The organism is Agrobacterium sp. ST15.13.015 (genome assembly GCF_027871645.1).
Taxonomy (GTDB): domain Bacteria; phylum Pseudomonadota; class Alphaproteobacteria; order Rhizobiales; family Rhizobiaceae; genus Agrobacterium; species Agrobacterium leguminum.
On record NZ_JAQAHF010000005.1, the window covers coordinates 81,469 to 100,640 of the forward strand.

Sequence of the window (19,172 nt, forward strand, 5' to 3'; positions counted from 1 at the left end):
AATATTGTTTCCGGCTGTTCAGGCACCAGGCAGAACGCCAAATCCGCATATGCAAGTGTCGGTGCACTTGCGCCGGCCTCCACAGCGAGCATTGGGAAGAATTCTGATGGCAATGATTAACTCTACCAATTTTGGCGGTGAGACGCTCGAAATCATCGCGTTCCGCCTGCATGATCAGGAATTCTGCGTGAAGACGACGACCATCCGCGAAATTCGCGGCTGGGCGCCTTCTACGCCCATTCCCCACGCACCGAAAGACGTCATCGGCGTCATGAACCTGCGCGGCTCTGTTATTCCGATCATCGATCTGGCTCACAAGCTCGGCATGAAGAGCACTGTCGCCAATGAGAGAAGCGCCATCGTGGTGGCGGAAGTGCACAACATGGTCATCGGCATGCTCGTCGACCGCGTTTCCGACATTCTGACGATCCCGGCAAACCAGGTTCAGCCGGTTCCGGAAATCTCGGCTTCCTTCGACAAGTCCTATTCGGAAGGCATCATCGCCAACGAACACGGCATGATCTGCTTCCTCAACCTTGCGAAAATGTTCAAGGGAACCGAAGCGGAAGATCTCGCGGCCTAATCAGGCCTTTTCGGCTGGCCACGCAACACGAAGACTATCGATCAGTCCAGACCGCCGGCGCTTCCTGCCCGGCGGTTTTGTTTTTACTCTTTACGTCACCTTACTAAATAAGAACATTTTAATATTATAGATATCTAATATTAAAAGCCGTGGAAGCGTATCACGCCGGCAGGAATTTCACGCTGGCCCAATACCTGACCGAGGCGGAAAGACGGAAGTGCCTGCATTGCTGCCTTCGGCGGCAAACCTGTTCGTTGTTCAACATGATACGACGTGGACCGCATATCTTGTGCGGCTCACCGCGCCGTGGGCCGTTTTTGGGGGACGTATAATGCTGGGGTTAGGGAAAAGCGCAGATAACAGAAATATACTCGATGCCATATCGAGATCGCAGGCGGTCATAGAATTCGATCTCAAGGGTAATATCCTCACCGCGAATAAAAATTTCTGCACGGCGCTGGGTTATGATCTCACCGAGATCGTCGGCAAGCACCATCGCATCTTCTGCGACAGCGAGCTTGCCGCGTCGCGGGCCTATCAGGAATTCTGGGAGTCTCTCGCCCGTGGCGAGTTCCAGGCCAGGGAATATCGCCGTATCCGCAAGGACGGCTCGGTCATCTGGATCGAGGCCTCTTACAACCCGGTTTTCCGTTCCGGCAAACCCTATAAGGTCGTGAAGATCGCCACCGACATCACCGCCAAGAAAATCAGGGCCCTGGACGATGCGGGCAAGCTGGAGGCGCTCTCCCGTTCGCAGGCCACCATCGAGTTTTTCCCGGATGGCACCATCATCACCGCCAACCCGAATTTCTGCGCCACGGTGAATTACGACCTCAAGGAAATCGAAGGCAGGCATCACCGCATGTTCTGCGATCCGGCCTATGCCGCCTCGCCTGCCTATGGCAATTTCTGGCCGCGACTGGCGGGAGGGGAATTCATCTCGGATGAATTTGTCCGCTATGGAAAGAACGGCAAGGAAATATGGATACAGGCTGCCTATAATCCGGTGCTGGACGAGGCGGGCAAGGTTGTCAAAGTGGTGAAATTCGCCACAGATGTCACGCCGCGCATGAGCGCCATCAGTGTGCTTGCCGATGCCCTGCGGGCGCTGGCCGAAGGTGATCTTGTGCAGCGCCTCGACAACAGCTTCGTGCCCAGCATGGAAAAGCTGCGCGCGGACTTCAACGAAGTCGTCGCCAAGCTGCAGGCCACCATGCAGACTATCGCCCATAATGCCTCGACAATCGCTTCGGGCTCCGGCGAAATCCGCATCGCTGCCGATCAGCTTTCGCAGCGTACCGAACAGCAGGCCGCCTCGCTGGAAGAGACAGCAGCCGCGCTGGAGGAAATCACCACCACCGTTACCGATGCCAGCCGGCGCGCCGGCGAGGCCGGAAAGCTGGTGCTGCGAACAAGAGAACATGCCGAACACTCCGGCGATATCGTCCAGCAGGCAATTTCCGCCATGGATGCGATTTCGCGGTCCTCGGGTGAAATCACCAATATCATCGGCGTCATTGACGACATCGCCTTCCAGACCAATCTTCTGGCCCTCAATGCGGGTGTCGAAGCCGCCCGGGCCGGCGAAGCGGGCAAGGGTTTCGCCGTTGTGGCGCAGGAGGTCCGCGAACTCGCACAACGGTCCGCCGTTGCGGCCAAGGAAATCAAATCCCTCATCAACACCTCCCGCGAGCAGGTCGCCAACGGTGTGGATCTGGTGGGCAGAACCGGCGGCGCGCTCCGGGATATCCAGTCGCAGATGAGCGAGATCGACACCAATGTCTCGGCGATCGTTGAAGCCTCGCGCGAGCAGGCGAATGGTCTCAGCGAAATCAATCAGGCCGTCAACGTCATGGATCAGGCCACCCAGAAAAACGCCGCCATGGTGGAGGAAACCACCGCCGCCAGCCACGGCCTCGCCACGGAAGCGGAAAATCTGCACGAATTGCTGCGGCAGTTCAGAATATCCCACGAGGCATCGCCCGCTCGCCCGGCCGACAAAAAACCGGCCGTCGTCACCCGGCTCCCGACGCCGCAACCGCGATATGCCGCCGCGCCAAGATCTCACGGAAACGCAGCAGCCGAATGGGCGGAATTCTAGGCCCGCTCTGAAGCCAAGGGCCGCCGGGAAACGGCGGCCTTAATGTTATAGAAGGATACGATCCGCCCGGGTGAAGATTTCAAAATCTTCACCCCGCACCAGCGCCACAAGTGTGACACCCGAACTCTCGGCCGTTTCGATGGCGAGCGCTGTGGGCGCGGAGATCGCCGCCAGAATGGGGCTGCCAAGAATGGCGGTCTTCTGGACCATTTCCACCGACAGGCGGCTGGTGACCACCACAATGCCCGTATCGGGCGATAGGTCCGCATTGACAACCGCACCTGCGAGTTTGTCGAGCGCATTGTGCCGGCCGACATCTTCGCGGACAGCAAGCAGCCCTTTTTGAGGATTGTAGAAACCCGCGCCGTGAACTGCCCTTGTTTCGCGATTGAGGCTTTGCGCTTCATTCAGCGCTTTAACCGCAGCAACGATGTCATCTCCGTCAACGGAGACTTCCACGCCGCTCAACTCCGGTACCACGCGGACCGCCTGTTCTATGGATTCAATGCCACAAAGACCGCAGCCGACGGGGCCTGCCATATGCCGCCGTCTTGCCCTCAGCGCATCCGCATTGGCATCCTGCAAATCCACCTGAACATCGAAGCCCTGTCCGGCCTCGATTACCTCGATGGAACGGATTTCCGCCCTTGTGGATATGATGCCTTCCGTAAGACTGAAACCGACCGCGAAATCGACAAGATCAGCGGGGCTGGCCATCATCACGGCATGGGTGCTGCCGCCATAGGAAAAGGCAACCGGCACCTCCTCCGGCACCGCCCTCTCGCCCTCCACTATGGCCCCTTCGCGCAAAGCGGTTCTTGCGACCCTTCTGTAACTTGCCTTTGCCGACACCCGATCACTCCTCCATGACGAAAATCCGCTTCGTCTCTCTCACGTTCTCAAAGCAGCATTTCTTCCCGGTTATCACATCTAACCGAAAGCCCTGAAAATCGGAATCGGTTTCCCGGGTGCGCCCGTTGAAGGCGCTCCTTGCCTCACCCATTTTCCGCACGTCCATCACTGATGCAATCCCGCCAACGCCATTCGGAATCTCAGACCGGGCCAAGTTACGGGTTTCTATGCGAAAGCAGCCATGCTTCGCCTGATATGGTGAGGCAACAGCCCAAAACAAAAAAGCGACCGAAACGGCCGCTTTCTGCTTTAGGTTTTTTGTGGGCAGTCATTCTTTCGAACCCGCCCGGTGCTTTCAAGCAGCGACGAGAACCTCATGCAGGTTCGTCAGTTCGTAAAGGTGCTTTTCAAGCTTGGTCAGATGTTCGTGGTGATGATTGCCCTCTTCGATTTCGGCCTTGGCCGCATCGATACGCTTCTGCAGCGTGTCGGGAGACATGTCATCGGCCGAAACGGCGGATTCGGCGAGAAGCGTGCAGCCGGTCGGCAGAATATCGGCAAAACCACCGAAGACGACATATTTATGCGTCTCGCCGGAAGCGAACTTTACCGTTACCAGGCCGGGCTTGATCGTGGTCATCGTCGGCGCATGATTGGCCAGAACGGTCATTTCACCCAGCGTAGCCGGGATGACGACTTCCGTAACCGTTTCGGAAACGAGCAGACGCTCCGGGGAAACGAGATCGAATTTGAAACTGTCAGCCATGGCTATTCACTTCTTTTCAATTACGCGGGCGTCACGGACTTGTCTTTTACAACGCAGGCGAAAGCCGTCCGGTTTCGCCACCATTGTCGGCAGGGCGCGCGGCTAAAGCCACGCGCCCGCCAATTCATGATCAGGCAGCCTCGGCAGCCAGCTTCTTTGCCTTTTCGATGGCTTCTTCCATCGAACCGACCATGTAGAAAGCAGCTTCCGGCAGGTTGTCATACTCGCCGTTGACCAGGCCCTTGAAGCCCTTGATCGTGTCTTCGAGAGCGACCAGCTTGCCCGGCGAACCGGTGAAGACTTCAGCAACGAAGAACGGCTGCGACAGGAAACGCTCGATCTTGCGGGCGCGGGCAACCGTCAGCTTGTCTTCTTCCGACAGTTCGTCCATGCCGAGGATGGCGATGATGTCCTGGAGAGCCTTGTAGCGCTGCAGGGTCGACTGAACCTTACGAGCCACTTCATAGTGCTCTTCGCCGACGATCATCGGGTCAAGCATACGCGAGGTGGAGTCGAGCGGGTCAACAGCCGGGTAGATACCCTTTTCAGCGATCGAACGCGACAGAACCGTCGTTGCGTCAAGGTGGGCGAACGAGGTGGCAGGTGCCGGGTCGGTCAAGTCGTCGGCGGGAACGTAAATGGCCTGAACCGAGGTGATCGAACCCTTGGTCGTGGTGGTGATGCGTTCCTGCATCTGGCCCATGTCGGTTGCGAGCGTCGGCTGGTAGCCCACGGCCGAAGGAATACGGCCAAGCAGAGCCGACACTTCCGAACCAGCCTGCGTGAAGCGGAAGATATTGTCCACGAAGAACAGAACGTCCTGGCCTTCGTCACGGAAGTTTTCAGCGATCGTCAGACCGGTCAGAGCGACGCGAGCGCGGGCGCCCGGCGGTTCGTTCATCTGGCCGTAAACCAGTGCTGCCTTGGAGCCTTCGCCGCCGCCGAGCTTGTTGACGTTCGACTCGATCATTTCGTGATAGAGGTCGTTACCTTCACGGGTACGCTCACCAACACCGGCGAATACCGAGTAACCGCCGTGCGCCTTGGCGACGTTGTTGATCAGTTCCATGATGAGAACCGTCTTGCCAACGCCGGCGCCGCCGAACAGGCCGATCTTGCCGCCCTTGGCGTAAGGAGCCAGAAGGTCGACGACCTTGATGCCGGTGACGAGGATCTGCGCTTCCGTCGACTGCTCGACATAGGCCGGTGCGTCCTGGTGGATCGCGCGCTTGGAAGCGGTAACGATCGGACCGGCTTCGTCAACCGGCTCACCGATGACATTCATGATACGGCCGAGCGTTTCCGGACCAACCGGAACGGAGATCGGTGCACCCGTGTTGACGACGCCCTGACCGCGAACCAGACCTTCGGTCGAGTCCATGGCGATGGTGCGAACGACGTTTTCGCCGAGATGCTGCGCGACTTCCAGAACGAGGCGGTTGCCATTGTTCTCGGTTTCGAGCGCGTTCAGGATCGGAGGCAGTTCGCCTTCGAACGCCACGTCGACAACAGCGCCGATAACCTGGGTAACCTTGCCCGCGCCGTTCACCGCTGCGGTTTTCTTGGGGGTAGCTGCCTTAGCCATTATCCTTACCCTCTTTCCTTACCTCAGAGCGCTTCCGCGCCCGAAATGATTTCAATGAGTTCCTTGGTGATCTGAGCCTGACGCTGACGGTTGTAGGACAGCGTCAGCTTGTTGATCATCTCACCGGCATTGCGCGTTGCATTGTCCATCGCGCTCATCTTGGCGCCCATTTCACCGGCAACGTTTTCGAGCAGAGCCCGGAAAACCTGAACCGAAATGTTGCGCGGAATAAGGTCTTCCAGAATAGAAGCCGCATCCGGCTCATATTCGTAGACGGCGTTCTGCGTCGCGGCATCCTCTTCCACAACAGGCGTTGCGGCCGGAATGAGCTGCAGGCCGGTCGGGATCTGGCTGATGACGGACTTGAATTCCGAGTAGATCAGCGTGCAGACATCGAACTCACCGGCGTTGAAGAGCGAGATCACCTTCTTGGCGATCTGGTCGGCGTTTTCAAAGCCGACCTTCTTCACGTCGCGCAGTTCGATGCGCTCGATGATGTTCGCTGCAAATTCGCGACGCAGGGCGTCGTAACCCTTCTTGCCGACCGTGATGATCTTGACCGTCTTGCCTTCCGAAATCAGCTTGCGGGCGTGATCGCGGGCAAAACGGGAAATCTGCGAGTTGAAACCGCCGCAAAGACCACGCTCAGCCGTGCAGACGACGAGCAGATGCACGTCGTTCTTGCCGGTGCCGGTCATCAGCGCCGGAGCAACGTCCGCCTCGACCGCCTTGGCGATGTTGGCGAGAACGGCGCTCATGCGCTGAGAATAAGGCCGGGCGGCCTCCGCAGCTTCCTGGGCGCGCCGAAGCTTCGCCGCGGCGACCATTTTCATCGCCTTGGTAATCTTCTGCGTCGCCTTTACGGAGGCAATGCGGTTTTTCAGATCCTTTAGTGAAGGCATCCGTTATCCGTCCGAGTAAAAGAGCCCTGATTACGAGAAAGACTTGGCGAAGCTATCAAGAGCGCCCTTGAGCTTGCCCTTGGTATCGTCGCTGATAGCCTTTTCCGTGCGGATGGTGTCGAGGATCGCCTTGCCTTCCGAGCGGAGGTAGGAAAGCAGACCCTGCTCGAACTTGCCGACCTGTGCGACCGGAACCTTGTCGAGGTAGCCGTTGACACCGGCGAAGATCACCGCAACCTGCTCTTCCGTCTTGAGCGGAGAGAACTGCGGCTGCTTCAGAAGCTCGGTCAGGCGGGCGCCGCGGTTGAGCAGGCGCTGCGTGGAAGCGTCGAGGTCCGAACCGAACTGGGCGAAGGCGGCCATTTCGCGATACTGGGCGAGTTCACCCTTGATCGAGCCGGCAACCTGCTTCATCGCCTTGATCTGGGCGGCGGAGCCAACGCGCGAAACCGACAGACCGACGTTAACGGCCGGGCGGATACCCTGATAGAACAGGTCGGTTTCAAGGAAGATCTGGCCGTCGGTGATCGAGATCACGTTGGTCGGAATAAAGGCCGAAACGTCGTTACCCTGCGTTTCGATGACCGGCAGAGCCGTCAGCGAACCGGCGCCCATTTCGTCGGAGAGCTTTGCAGCGCGCTCGAGAAGACGGGAGTGGAGGTAGAAAACGTCACCCGGATAAGCTTCGCGGCCCGGAGGACGACGCAGCAGAAGCGACATCTGACGATAGGCAACGGCCTGCTTGGAAAGGTCGTCGTAGCCGATGAGAGCGTGCTTGCCGTTGTCACGGAAGTACTCGCCCATGGCGCAGCCGGCGAACGGAGCGAGGTACTGCATCGGAGCCGGATCGGAAGCGGTGGCCGCAACGATGATCGAGTACTGCAGTGCACCGCGCTCTTCCAGAACCTTCACGAACTGGGCGACGGTCGAACGCTTCTGACCGATAGCGACGTAGACGCAATAAAGCTTGTCGCCATCCGGGCCATTGTCGTGAATGGCCTTCTGGTTCAGGATCGTGTCGAGAATGATGGCGGTCTTGCCGGTCTGGCGGTCGCCGATGACGAGCTCGCGCTGGCCGCGGCCAACCGGGATGAGCGCATCGATGGCCTTGAGGCCGGTCGACATCGGCTCATGAACCGACTTGCGCGGAATGATGCCGGGAGCCTTGACGTCAACGCGCGAACGCTTGGCGGCATTAATCGGGCCCTTGCCGTCGATCGGGTTGCCGAGCGCGTCAACGACGCGGCCGAGCAGTTCCGGACCGACAGGAACGTCAACGATAGCGCCAGTCCGCTTTACGGTGTCGCCTTCCTTGATGTCACGGTCCGAACCGAAGATAACCACACCGACGTTGTCGGCTTCGAGGTTGAGCGCCATGCCGCGAATGCCGCCGGGAAACTCGACCATTTCGCCGGCCTGAACATTGTCGAGGCCATAGACGCGGGCGATACCGTCACCGACGGAAAGCACCTGACCGACTTCCGAGACTTCCGCCTCGTTGCCGAAATTTTTGATTTGATCTTTCAGAATTGCGGAAATTTCCGCGGCGCGGATATCCATCAGCCAACCTCTTTCAGTGCAAGCTTAAGGGTGGAAAGTTTGGTGCGAAGAGACGTATCGATCTGGCGAGAGCCGACCTTGACGATTAGGCCGCCGAGGATCGACGGATCGACGGTAACGGAAACCGCCACATCCTTGCCGGTAACGCTCTTCAGCGCCGCCTTCAGTTCAGTTTCCTGCGCCTCGTCGAGCGCATGTGCCGAGGTAACCTCGGCGGTGATTTCGCCGCGGTGGGCAGCGGCAATGGTGCGGTAGGCGCGGATCATACCGGGAACGGCAAAGAGACGGCGGTTATTCGCAACGACCTTGAGGAAATTGAGCGCGAGACCGGCAATGCCGGCCTTTTCGCAGATCGCGGTGATTGCCTTGAACTGATCCTCGGCGGAAAACACCGGGCTCGCAACCAGACGCTTCAAATCGTCGCTTTCGTCGAGAAGTGCGCCGAACTTATCCAGATCGGCCTGAACCGCTTCGACCGCACCCGCTTCCAAAGCAAGCTCGAAAAGCGACGACGCATACCTTTCCGCTACACCGGATGTTCCATGGGAGGTGTCTGCCACGGGCACTTTTTCCCTGCTAATCGTCCAAGACCATCAGCGATGGGGCTCCACCGCATCAAATTCTTGAAATCGTTTCAATTTCCCCGAAAAAGACCGGAATTCCCCCCTGCCTTTTCCCAATTTCGCGGTCCGTCTAGCATAGGACGCCGGGACTCGCAACACGCGTAATAGCGGAAAGCGCCGTTTGGGCAAGGGGGAATGCGTTTAAATTTTCCGATTTCGCCCAGGATGCGGCATCTGTGCGTCACAAAAGGCAAAAAGCCCGCTTCAGACCAGCCCGAACACGTAGCTCAACGACAGTGCAGCGAGCAGAAAGTGTACAACCAGAAGTAAGAAATTCCGCATGGTTGCGCCACCATCGGAGAGTATGGAGAGAATGCCGCCAAAGACACTGAGGCCGAAGGCCGCCCCAAAGGCGAGATAGACCATGGGCTGCGCGAGAAGCAGCGCGGCGGCGCCGAGACCGAGATAGAACCCGGCAAGCGACGAGCGCACGAGTACATAACCATCCCTGCGCTCACCCGCCGGCTGCAGACCGAAGGCACGCAGCGTAATACCCGGCGCAAACATGAAAAAAAGCCCCATCACGGCCGAAACCACCGCCGCTCCGAATGCCAGCTGCTCGCCGAACTCGGCGGGAAAATAAAACTCCATCTCGTTCCCCAAATCATTTTGACTGCCTGCTGCGTTATGACACGGTCATGACAGCGGGAAAACGCCCCGGCGGCAAAGTTCAAAGGAAACTTTGCGGGTCGATATCGAGCTGCACATGCACGCTGCCGCGCTCTTTCGGGCCATTGGCCAGAAGCGTGCGGAGAAAAGACTGCATGTCGGAATTGCGCCGCCCGTGCACCAGGAGGCGGAAACGGTGACGGCCACGGATCAGCGCGAGCGGCGCTTCCGCCGGGCCGAGCAGCATGATGCCGGTAACCTGCGGGGCTGCGGCCCTCAAGCCCCGGGCATGGGTTTCCGCTTCCCCGCGCGTATCGGCGGAGACGATGATCGAGGCAAGCCGTCCGAAAGGCGGCAGAACGGCTTTTTCCCGCTCCACAATCTCCCTTTCGTAGAAGGCCGATGCATCGCCCGAAACGATGGCCTGCATGACGGGGTGCTGCGGCTGATAGGTCTGCAACAGGCCATGGCTCTTCAACCCCGTTCGCCCGGCACGTCCCGTCACCTGCGACAACAGCTGAAACGTTCGCTCCGCCGCGCGCGGATCGCCATTGGCAAGGCCCAGATCGGCATCGACGATGCCCACAAGTGTCATCAGCGGAAAATTATGTCCCTTGGCGACGAGCTGCGTGCCGATAACGATATCGGCCTCGCCCTTGACGATCGCCTCCAGTTCCAGCCGCAGGCGCTTGACGCCCATGAGATCGGAGGAGAGCACGATGGTGCGGGCCTCGGGGAAATGTTTCTCCACCTCCTCGGCGATGCGCTCCACACCCGGCCCGCAGGCCACCAGATGATCGAAGGTTCCGCATTCCGGGCAATGATCGGGCGTCGGCTCGCTGTGGCCGCACTGGTGGCACTGCAATTGATTGCGGAACCGGTGCTCCACCAGCCAGCTGGAACATTGCGGGCATTGGAAACGGTGGCCGCAAACGCGGCAGAGCGTCAGCGGCGCATAACCACGGCGATTGAGGAAGAGCAGAGCCTGCTCGCCCTTCTCGATGGTCTTGCCGATGCCTCGCAGCAGGACGGGCGACAGAAACCCTCCCCTCTCTGGCGGATGACGGCGCATATCGACAAGGTGCAGATCGGGCATCGCCGCATCGCCGAACCGCGTGTGCAGATGAATGGTGTTATAACGCCCCGAACTGCCGTTGACCTGGCTTTCCACCGATGGCGTGGCCGACACCAGCACGACAGGGAATTCCGCGATCCGCGCTCTCACGACCGCCATGTCGCGGGCATTATAATAGACGCGGTCTTCCTGCTTATAGGCCGGGTCGTGCTCCTCATCGACGATGATCAGACCGAGATTGTCGAAGGGCAGGAAAAGCGCCGAGCGCGCGCCGGCCACCACCTTCACTTCGCCCGTCACCGCCTGCCGCCAGACTTTTTCGCGCATGCGGGGTGACAGGTCCGAATGCCATTCCGCCGGTTTCGCACCGAAACGATCCTGAAAACGTTCAAGGAAGGCCGCGGTCAGTGCAATTTCGGGCAGCAGGATAAGGACCTGCCTGCCTTGCCTGAGCGTTTCGGCCACCGCCTCGAAATAGACCTCGGTCTTGCCCGAGCCGGTCACGCCATCGATCAGCGAAACATGAAACCCGCCCTTGCGCACATCTTCAAGGATTTCCGAAGCGGCCTGTTTCTGCGGGCCTTCCAGACGCGGCTCGACATAGTCAGGATCGGGCTCGGCCACGGCGGGCGGCGCGGGCAGAAACACCGTCTCGAACACGCCCTGCTTGACGAGACCGTCGATGACGCTGGTCGAAACGCCGGCGGCATGGGCAAGCCCGCTCTTCGTCCAGCCATGCCCTTCAGCCGCCAGTTCCATCACCCGCTCGCGGGCGGGGGTAAGGCGCTCCGGCCGGCCTTCGGTCAGCCGCAGCCCCTCGATCATCGGCTCGGGATCGAAGGCCGCGGGCGCTCTGAGCGCCATGCGGGCCACGAGGCCGGGCGGAGACAGCGTATAGGCGGCGACCCAGTCGACGAAGCGGCGCATTTCCGCCTTCAGCGGCGGGCACTCGAAACTTTTGGTGATGGGCCGCAGCTTCTTCGGATCGACGCCCTTCTCGCCCGCATCGTCCCACACCACGCCGAAGACCTGCCGGGGGCCAAGCGGCACCTGCACGACGGAACCGGTCTCCACCACCATATCCTCGGGCACCGAATAGCTGTAGGGCCCGGGCGCGGGCATGGGCACGAGAACGGGCACCGTGCGCGTGGGCGACGGCGGGTCGAACAGAGCCCCAAACAGATCGGACGAATCTTTTGCCATGATGTGGCGACCATGCCCCGGCGACAGGAAAAAGGAAACCGCCCGGATGTAGTGGGCGCGCCTTGCAAAGTCCACCTCTTAACCAAATGCTGACCATAAGCGCATAGCTTCAACGCATGGAATGGAGCGCCCCGTGACCGAAATCCTGACATTTGCCCAAGCCGATCTTCTTGACGAGCGCCAGTCCTGGCTCGCCGCCCTCGCAGGCGAACGCCGGCTTTCGGACAATACCGTCGAGGCTTATGAGCGCGATACCAGGCAATTTCTGACATTCCTGACCGGATATATCGGCAAACCGGCCTCCATCACCGATATTGCCGATCTGCGCCCGGTCGATCTTCGCGCCTTTCTGGCCAACCGGCGCAAGGAAGGTGCCGGCGCACGTTCGCTGGGCCGGCATCTGGCAGGCCTGCGCTCCCTGCTTCATCACCTGCAGAAAAAAGGCCTGGTGAATGCCGCAGGCGCCACCGCCATGCGCGCGCCAAAACAGCCGAAATCGCTACCGAAACCGTTGACCGACCGGCAGGCGCTGAAAATCACCACGAGTGAAGCGCAACTGAACGACGAACCATGGATCGCCGCGCGCAATGCCGCAGTTCTTTCACTGCTTTATGGCTGCGGCCTTCGCATTTCCGAGGCGCTCGGTCTTACCCCGGCCGATTTCCCGCCCGGCGCCCGCAGCCTGCGCATTACCGGCAAAGGCAACAAGACGCGGATTGTGCCCCTGCTGGCGGTGGTGACGGAAGCCGTCGATACCTACAGGAAGCTTTGCCCCTATGCCCTGTCGGCGGATGAGCCCATGTTCCTCGGCGCACGCGGCGGCAAGCTGCAGCCCGCCATCATCCAGAGGGAAATGCAGAAACTGCGCGGCGCTTTCGGCCTGCCGGAAAACGCCACGCCGCATGCGCTGCGCCACTCCTTCGCCACGCACCTTCTCGCCGGCGGCGGCGACCTGCGCACCATTCAGGAACTGCTCGGCCATGCGAGCCTGTCCACTACGCAGGTCTATACCGGGGTCGACACTGCGAGACTGCTGGAAATCTACGACAACGCCCATCCGCGCGCATGAAGCGGGAAATGGTTAACCATAATCATTAACCAGACATCCAAGCCGCCGTTCTATAAGCGAACGACAACCGGATTGGACCGATGCACAGCCTGATAAAACCGCAAAATCTCACCGCCACCCTGATGGGCAAGACCGGCGACGCCCTGCTGTGGCTGCTTGCCGCCCTGCATGTCACCGCCGTCGCAATCCTGCTCATGACCTTGCTTTCGCTGGGGCAAGCGGAAGCCGCACAGCAGCAGATCACCTGTGCCGGCAGCGACATTCTCGTGGAGATGCGCAAGACCGATCCGCAGGCCTTCGCAAAGATCGAGCAGGAAGCCGCCGCGATCCCGAACGGCAAGGGCAATTTCTGGCGCATCGAAAAGGCGGGAACGCCCACGTCCTATCTTCTCGGCACCATGCATGTCACCGATCCGCGTGTTCTGGAAATGCCTGCCGCCGCCAGCCCCGCCTTCGAAAAAGCCGCGACGGTGATCGTGGAATCGGACGAAATCGTCGATGACAAGAAGGTCGCGGCCTCGCTGCTGAGCAAGCCCGAACTCACCATGTTTCTGGATGGCAAATCGATCACCGATATCCTGTCGCCGGAAAATGTCGCGCGTCTGGAAAAGGGCCTCAAGGAGCGCGGCATTCCGCTGAACGCCGTATCGCGCATGAAGCCATGGATGCTTTCGAGCTTCGTCGCCCTTCCCGCCTGTGAGTTCGCCCGCAAGGCTACCGGCCTCTCCTTTCTCGACAAGAAGCTGGCCGAAGATGCCATCGCGGACGGAAAACACCTTGTCGGGCTGGAGACCATGGTTGAACAGTTGACGGCCATGTCCGAGCTGCCGATAGAATTTCATCTTCAGGCGCTGATCGAAACGCTCGAACTGGGCGACCGCATGGATGACATCATGACAACCATGACCGATCTTTACGTCGCCGGCGATATCGGCATGACCATGCCCATGCTGAAAAGCTTGGACCCCAAGAAGGCGGCAGCCGAAAGCGAACAGGGCTACGCCGCCTTCGAGCAGCGCATCATCACCGACCGCAACCACGTCATGGCGGAACGGGCAGCCCCCGAGCTTGCCAGGGGCAATGTCTTCATGGCCGTTGGCGCACTGCATTTGCCGGGCGAGGAAGGCCTTGTCGAATTGCTGCGCGCGGAAGGCTTCACCCTCACGCGGGTCGATTGACCGGCTCACTCCCGATGCTGACGGGCCGGACGTTGGCGCAGAACGGCCGCATCGTCGCCGGCACGATGCGGCGGTGAAACGGTCCGACGACAAGAAGATAAAGCCGCCCGAACAGGTTCTTGCGCCTGACGATGGTGGTGACACTAACCAGCTGGCTGTTTTCCTTCTCTTCGAGATCGACAACGATCCGGAAATCAAGATGGCGGTCGTCGAAGCCGAGCACAGTCCGCTGTGGCGTGGAGGACAGGACTGGAAAACCACCCGCCGACGTCCCAGCCACGATTTCGACCGTTCTTAAACCGAAAAGCGCCACCACGCGGTTTCGAAGCGCCATAAGGCTGCGGATCCATGCAGGAGGATGATCGAGAAGGAGCCTGCTCACATCGAGTGAGGACGGCTCCGGCGTCACCATCTCTCCCTGATAGCGATCCCGCCAGTCTGCGCCCGGTAATATGTCTTCGATATCCTGCATTCCTGAACCCCGGCCGCGCCATGCGGCAGGGGTCACCTTCCTCTTTTTCCGAGGAACCGGAAACGCGACAAACCGCCGCTTAGCCGTGCGTCATGCGCTTCAGGACATTGGTGCGCCAGTAGAACTGGTGAACCAGAACGGCGACGACGTGACCGGCGATCAACACCCACATCAGCGCCTTGAATGGTCCGGAATGCAACTGCCCGGCCGGCTGAGCACCGAAGTAATAAGCGGCAATACCGGACAGGGGCAGGACGAGGAATAGGGCATAAAAGGTGAAATGCGCCAGCTTCGCCGCAATCTGAAACGGTCGCGGTTCTTCGGCCGGATGCGGCGGCACGCCCTGGAAGAAGCGTAGACAGAGGCGCAGCACCGCAAGCAACAGAATGGTGAAGCCGACATAGGCGTGAATATTGGCCGAAGATACCTGTTCCGGCGTCAGTGTTTCGCCCCGCCGCATCAGCCGGTAGGCATGTTCCATGCCATCGGGAAACAACAGGTTGAAGAAGATCAGAAGCGCCATCGCCCAATGGATGATGCGCTGCGGAACGGTGAAGGAAACTTGACTTGGAAACGCCATTTTATTGCCTTTTATCAAAAGGTTAGACAGGCTGTGGCGCGAGTATGGAAAACCCCGGCCTGCATGGCAAGCCGGGGTTTGGCAGATGACTGAAATTTAATGTTGGAGCAGCGGGCTCCAACACCGATCACATGTGGATCGGCTTGAAGAAGGTCGCCAGCGCCGCTTCCTTCACGGCTTCCGACATGGTCGGGTGCGCATGGCAGGTACGGCCCAGATCTTCCGAAGAACCGCCGAATTCCATCAGTACGGTGATTTCGTGGATCATTTCGCCAGCGCCGAAGCCGACGATGTGGCCGCCGAGAACCCGGTCGGTTTCCTTGTCGGCGAGGATCTTCACGAAACCATCCGTCACCTGCATGGCGCGCGCGCGGCCATTGGCGGTGAAGGGGAACTTGCCAACCTTGTAGGCGACGCCAGCGGCCTTCAGTTCTTCCTCGGTCTTGCCGACGGAAGCCACTTCCGGCTGCGTATAGACCACGGCCGGAATGACGTCGTAGTTCACGTGGCCGCGCTGACCGGCGAGGATTTCCGCGAGAGCAACGCCCTCATCTTCCGCCTTGTGCGCGAGCATCGGGCCCTTCACCACGTCGCCTATCGCATAGATGCCGTCGACATTGGTCTTGTAGTGACCGTCGATTTCAACGCGGCCGCGGCTGTCCAGCACAACGCCGGCTTCCGCGAGGCCAAGACCTTCGGTATAGGGCTTGCGGCCGGTGGAGATCAGCACGACGTTTGCTTCCAGCGTTTCGGCAGCGCCGCCCTTGACCGGCTCGAACACGACCTTTGCACCGGCGGCGGTCTTTTCAACAGCCGTCACCTTGGCGCCGAGCTTGAAATCGAGACCCTGTTTGGCCAGCAGACGCTGGGCCTGCTTGGAAACTTCACCATCCATGCCGCCGAGAATATTGTCGAGATATTCGACGACGGTAACCTTGGCGCCGAGACGCGACCAGACCGAACCGAGCTCGAGGCCGATGACGCCGCCGCCGACAACGATGAGCTTTTCCGGAACCTTGGAAAGAGCGATCGCACCGGTGGAGGAGACGATGACGCTTTCATCGATATCGACCTGAACGCCCGGAATGCCGGCAACATCCGAACCCGTGGCGATCACGATGTTCTTCGCTTCGATCTCCTGCGTCTCACCCTTGTCGTTGGTGACGGAAACCTTGCCGGCGGAAACCACCTTGCCGGTGCCCTGGAAGGCATCGATCTTGTTCTTCTTGAACAGGAAGGACACGCCATCGACGTTCGCCTTCACCACGCCGTCCTTGTGCGCCATCATCTTTTCAAGATTAAGCTTGGGCGCAGGAACTTCGATACCGAGCGAATCGACGCCGTGCGCCACATGCGCGAAGGTTTCGGACGCATGCAGCAGCGCCTTGGAGGGAATGCAGCCGACATTGAGGCAGGTGCCGCCATAGGTCGCGCGCTTTTCGATGACAGCGACCTTCAGGCCGAGCTGTGCCGCCTTGACCGCGCAAACATAACCGCCGGGGCCGGTGCCGATTACAACTACATCATATGCCATATTCTGGTTCCTGCTTTATAGGGGCAAGATATCGGATCAATGCCCAGCTTCCGTTTGACCTGAAACTCAGGCCGCTTTTTCCGTTGCGAGTTTTATACCGAGAGCGATGAAGACCACACCGCTGGTGCGGTCGATCCATTGGCTGGCGCGCTGAAATGCGGCGCGCATGCGCGGCGTCGTCATGAACAGGCTGACACCGACGAACCACAGGATAAGGCAGCTCGCCATGACGAGACCGTATCCGAACTTGATGGCGACCGGCGTGTGAGCGTGAACCACCGTCGAAAAGATCGACAGGAAGAAAAACACCGGCTTGGGATTGAGTGCATTGGCGGCAAAACCGAGCGTAAAGGCCTTAAGCGCGGTCTGGCTGCTTTTCGCCTGAACGCCTTCAGCTTCAGCGCCGGGCAATTCGGTCTTGCCGGCGCGCAGCGCCTTGATGCCGATATAGATCAGATAGGCGACGCCCAGCCATTTGACGATGTTGAAGATATAGATCGACTGAGAAATGATGAGGCCAAGTCCGAGGATCGTATAGGTGACGTGGAACATCAGAGACGTCCCAACCCCGAAGCTGGTGATGATGGCCTGCTTGCGACCATGCACCATTGCCTGGCGCATCACCATAGCGAGATCAGCGCCGGGCGAGACGATCGCAAAGGAGAAGATCGCCATCAGGGATGCAAGTTCGATGAGATATTGATGCATCACGAGCCGCCTTCAAAACATCAGCACGATAAACATGAGTGCCAGACCAAGCATTGAGCCCAGCCAGACGAACGAGCGGATATAAGGAACGCCCGTAAGATAAAGCGGGATATAGACAACACGGCAGATCAGCCAGAGCCAGGCACCAATAAGCGCTAGCCCGGATGGGTCACCCGCCATGATAACGCCGAAGGCGAGTGCCACAAAAGCCGGATAGGTCTCCCGGAAATTCGCCGATGCGCGCGAAGCGCGACCGGAGAGCTTGCCCTGTGGCTTCTGCTCACCGTCCCTAGGACCGGCATTCCATTCACGACCCAACTCTCTGGTCGCCATTATCCCCTGTAACAGGACATGCACGACGAGAAGAAGAACGCTTAGACCGATAAGCGGTAAAAAAGGCGAAGCGGCAAGAAATGTCGGCTGCACGTCTGCTCTCCCGGGTGGTCTTTCAGCGGGGCTTCACTTGAAACCCCGCTGAAACGAAAAGCAAAACCGATTAAAGATCGAGAACCAGACGTTCCGGATCCTCGAGGCTTTCCTTGACGCGAACGAGGAAGGTCACGGCTTCCTTGCCGTCAACGATACGGTGATCGTAGGAGAGCGCAAGATACATCATCGGACGGATGACGACCTGACCGCCGATGGCGACCGGACGCTCCTGGATCTTGTGCATGCCGAGAATGCCCGACTGCGGTGCATTGAGGATCGGCGAGGACATCAGCGAACCGTAGACACCGCCATTGGTGATGGTGAAGGTGCCGCCCTGCATGTCGGCCATGCCGAGCGAACCGTCACGCGCCGCCTTGGCGAGGCGGCCGAGTTCCTTTTCGACACCCGCGATGGAGAGCTGGTCGGCATCACGGATGACCGGAACGACGAGGCCCTTGTCGGTGCCGACAGCCATGCCGACGTGACAATAGTTCTTGTAGATGATGTCCGTGCCGTCGATTTCAGCGTTGACGGCAGGCAGTTCCTTGAGCGCGTGAGTCACGGCCTTGGTGAAGAAGCCCATGAAGCCGAGCTTGACGCCATGCTTCTTCTCGAACACGTCCTTGTAGCGGTTGCGCAGATCCATGACCGCGCTCATGTCCACCTCGTTATAGGTGGTGAGCATGGCGGCGGTGTTCTGTGCGTCCTTCAGGCGACGGGCGATCGTCTGGCGCAGGCGGGTCATCTTCACGCGCTCTTCGCGAACGGCATCCTGCTCGGCGGAAACCGGACGGGGTGCAGCAGCCGGAGCGGGAGCGGCAGCCGGTGCCGAAACGCCCTTGGCGACAGCGGCAAGAACATCACCCTTCAGAACCTGACCGCGCTTGCCCGAACCGTCGACCTGATCGGCGGACAGGTTGTTTTCAGCAAGCAGCTTGCCGGCGGCAGGTGCAGGCGGCATGGAGCCGGTCGCCGGTGCGGCAACGGCGGCAGGTGCCGGTGCGGCAGCCGCAGCAGGCTTTGCCGGTTCTGCGGCAGGTGCGGAGGTCGCAGCGCCGGCAGCACCTTCGGCGATCTGGCCGAGAAGCGCGTCGAGACCGACGGTTTCGCCGTTCTGCGCAACGATTTCGGTGAGAACGCCGGACGCAGGCGCCGGGACTTCGACGGTAACCTTGTCGGTTTCCAGTTCAACGAGAGGTTCGTCGGCCTTGACGGTGTCGCCGACCTTCTTGAACCAGGTGCCGACGGTCGCTTCGCTGACGGATTCGCCGAGGGTTGGTACGCGGATTTCAGTGGCCATGATCTAGTTCCGTTATTCAGGTGTCTTTTTTGCGGGGCGGTGC

The 19,172-nt window shown here is 59.7% G+C and carries 18 protein-coding genes; 4 read left to right on the forward strand and 14 right to left on the reverse strand.

Annotation, left to right across the window (positions count from 1 at the left end; translation table 11 throughout):
- Positions 1–106: 106 nt before the first annotated feature.
- Together PIB16_RS09580 and PIB16_RS09585 are read left to right on the forward strand one after the other, a co-directional pair.
- Positions 107–583: a chemotaxis protein CheW gene (locus PIB16_RS09580; RefSeq protein ID WP_003504949.1), complete on the forward strand. Its 477-nt coding sequence runs from the start codon at positions 107–109 to the stop codon at positions 581–583.
- A gap of 331 nt (positions 584–914) precedes the next feature.
- Complete coding sequence (locus PIB16_RS09585; protein WP_271045527.1) at positions 915–2,684, forward strand: methyl-accepting chemotaxis protein; 1,770 nt, start codon at positions 915–917, stop codon at positions 2,682–2,684.
- Positions 2,685–2,729: 45 nt separating this feature from the next.
- Here PIB16_RS09585 and fdhD read toward each other — a convergent pair whose 3' ends face one another.
- The 8 genes from fdhD to PIB16_RS09625 all read right to left on the reverse strand — a co-directional run bounded on the left by fdhD (position 2,730) and on the right by PIB16_RS09625 (position 11,859).
- Positions 2,730–3,536: a formate dehydrogenase accessory sulfurtransferase FdhD gene (gene fdhD, locus PIB16_RS09590; protein WP_220317691.1), complete on the reverse strand. Its 807-nt coding sequence runs from the start codon at positions 3,534–3,536 to the stop codon at positions 2,730–2,732.
- A gap of 355 nt (positions 3,537–3,891) precedes the next feature.
- Positions 3,892–4,302 (reverse strand): F0F1 ATP synthase subunit epsilon, encoded by a 411-nt coding sequence (locus PIB16_RS09595; protein ID WP_003492358.1) that lies wholly within the window; start codon positions 4,300–4,302, stop codon positions 3,892–3,894.
- 130 nt (positions 4,303–4,432) lie between these two features.
- The gene (atpD, locus tag PIB16_RS09600; RefSeq protein ID WP_065656966.1) at positions 4,433–5,887 is read right to left on the reverse strand and encodes a F0F1 ATP synthase subunit beta; all 1,455 of its coding nucleotides are present in this window, start codon (positions 5,885–5,887) and stop codon (positions 4,433–4,435) included.
- Positions 5,888–5,910: 23 nt separating this feature from the next.
- Positions 5,911–6,789: a F0F1 ATP synthase subunit gamma gene (locus PIB16_RS09605; RefSeq protein ID WP_220317692.1), complete on the reverse strand. Its 879-nt coding sequence runs from the start codon at positions 6,787–6,789 to the stop codon at positions 5,911–5,913.
- A 30-nt stretch (positions 6,790–6,819) separates the two neighbouring features.
- Complete coding sequence (gene atpA, locus PIB16_RS09610; protein WP_004443771.1) at positions 6,820–8,349, reverse strand: F0F1 ATP synthase subunit alpha; 1,530 nt, start codon at positions 8,347–8,349, stop codon at positions 6,820–6,822.
- On the reverse strand, positions 8,349–8,915 hold the full coding sequence (locus PIB16_RS09615) for a F0F1 ATP synthase subunit delta (RefSeq protein WP_170988551.1): 567 nt from the start codon (positions 8,913–8,915) through the stop codon (positions 8,349–8,351). The genes atpA and PIB16_RS09615 overlap by 1 nt, the downstream gene beginning before the upstream one ends.
- A gap of 261 nt (positions 8,916–9,176) precedes the next feature.
- Positions 9,177–9,563 carry an AGROH133_08824 family phage infection protein gene (locus PIB16_RS09620; RefSeq protein ID WP_078052384.1) on the reverse strand — a complete coding sequence of 129 codons (387 nt, stop codon included), beginning with the start codon at positions 9,561–9,563 and terminating at the stop codon, positions 9,177–9,179.
- Between the two features lie 79 nt (positions 9,564–9,642).
- Entirely contained in the window at positions 9,643–11,859 is a 2,217-nt protein-coding gene (locus PIB16_RS09625) for a primosomal protein N' (RefSeq protein WP_271045528.1), read from the reverse strand.
- 121 nt (positions 11,860–11,980) lie between these two features.
- Here PIB16_RS09625 and PIB16_RS09630 point away from each other — a divergent pair, with 121 nt between their 5' ends.
- Both PIB16_RS09630 and PIB16_RS09635 read left to right on the forward strand, forming a co-directional pair.
- On the forward strand, positions 11,981–12,928 hold the full coding sequence (locus PIB16_RS09630; protein ID WP_196378285.1) for a tyrosine recombinase XerC: 948 nt from the start codon (positions 11,981–11,983) through the stop codon (positions 12,926–12,928).
- 80 nt (positions 12,929–13,008) lie between these two features.
- Entirely contained in the window at positions 13,009–14,106 is a 1,098-nt protein-coding gene (locus tag PIB16_RS09635; RefSeq protein ID WP_271045529.1) for a TraB/GumN family protein, read from the forward strand.
- On the opposite strand, the gene PIB16_RS09640 is transcribed toward PIB16_RS09635, so the two are convergent.
- The 6 genes from PIB16_RS09640 to odhB all read right to left on the reverse strand — a co-directional run bounded on the left by PIB16_RS09640 (position 14,090) and on the right by odhB (position 19,129).
- On the reverse strand, positions 14,090–14,578 hold the full coding sequence (locus PIB16_RS09640) for a DUF2867 domain-containing protein (protein WP_065656962.1): 489 nt from the start codon (positions 14,576–14,578) through the stop codon (positions 14,090–14,092). The genes PIB16_RS09635 and PIB16_RS09640 overlap by 17 nt on opposite strands.
- Before the next feature lie 79 nt (positions 14,579–14,657).
- Positions 14,658–15,158 (reverse strand): cytochrome b, encoded by a 501-nt coding sequence (locus PIB16_RS09645; protein ID WP_065656961.1) that lies wholly within the window; start codon positions 15,156–15,158, stop codon positions 14,658–14,660.
- A gap of 127 nt (positions 15,159–15,285) precedes the next feature.
- Positions 15,286–16,692: a dihydrolipoyl dehydrogenase gene (gene lpdA, locus PIB16_RS09650; protein WP_271045530.1), complete on the reverse strand. Its 1,407-nt coding sequence runs from the start codon at positions 16,690–16,692 to the stop codon at positions 15,286–15,288.
- A gap of 66 nt (positions 16,693–16,758) precedes the next feature.
- Positions 16,759–17,400 carry a LysE family translocator gene (locus PIB16_RS09655; protein WP_271045531.1) on the reverse strand — a complete coding sequence of 214 codons (642 nt, stop codon included), beginning with the start codon at positions 17,398–17,400 and terminating at the stop codon, positions 16,759–16,761.
- A 12-nt stretch (positions 17,401–17,412) separates the two neighbouring features.
- Complete coding sequence (locus PIB16_RS09660) at positions 17,413–17,826, reverse strand: MAPEG family protein (RefSeq protein WP_125145312.1); 414 nt, start codon at positions 17,824–17,826, stop codon at positions 17,413–17,415.
- A 70-nt stretch (positions 17,827–17,896) separates the two neighbouring features.
- The gene (gene odhB / locus PIB16_RS09665) at positions 17,897–19,129 is read right to left on the reverse strand and encodes a 2-oxoglutarate dehydrogenase complex dihydrolipoyllysine-residue succinyltransferase (RefSeq protein ID WP_035263525.1); all 1,233 of its coding nucleotides are present in this window, start codon (positions 19,127–19,129) and stop codon (positions 17,897–17,899) included.
- Positions 19,130–19,172: the final 43 nt, after the last annotated feature.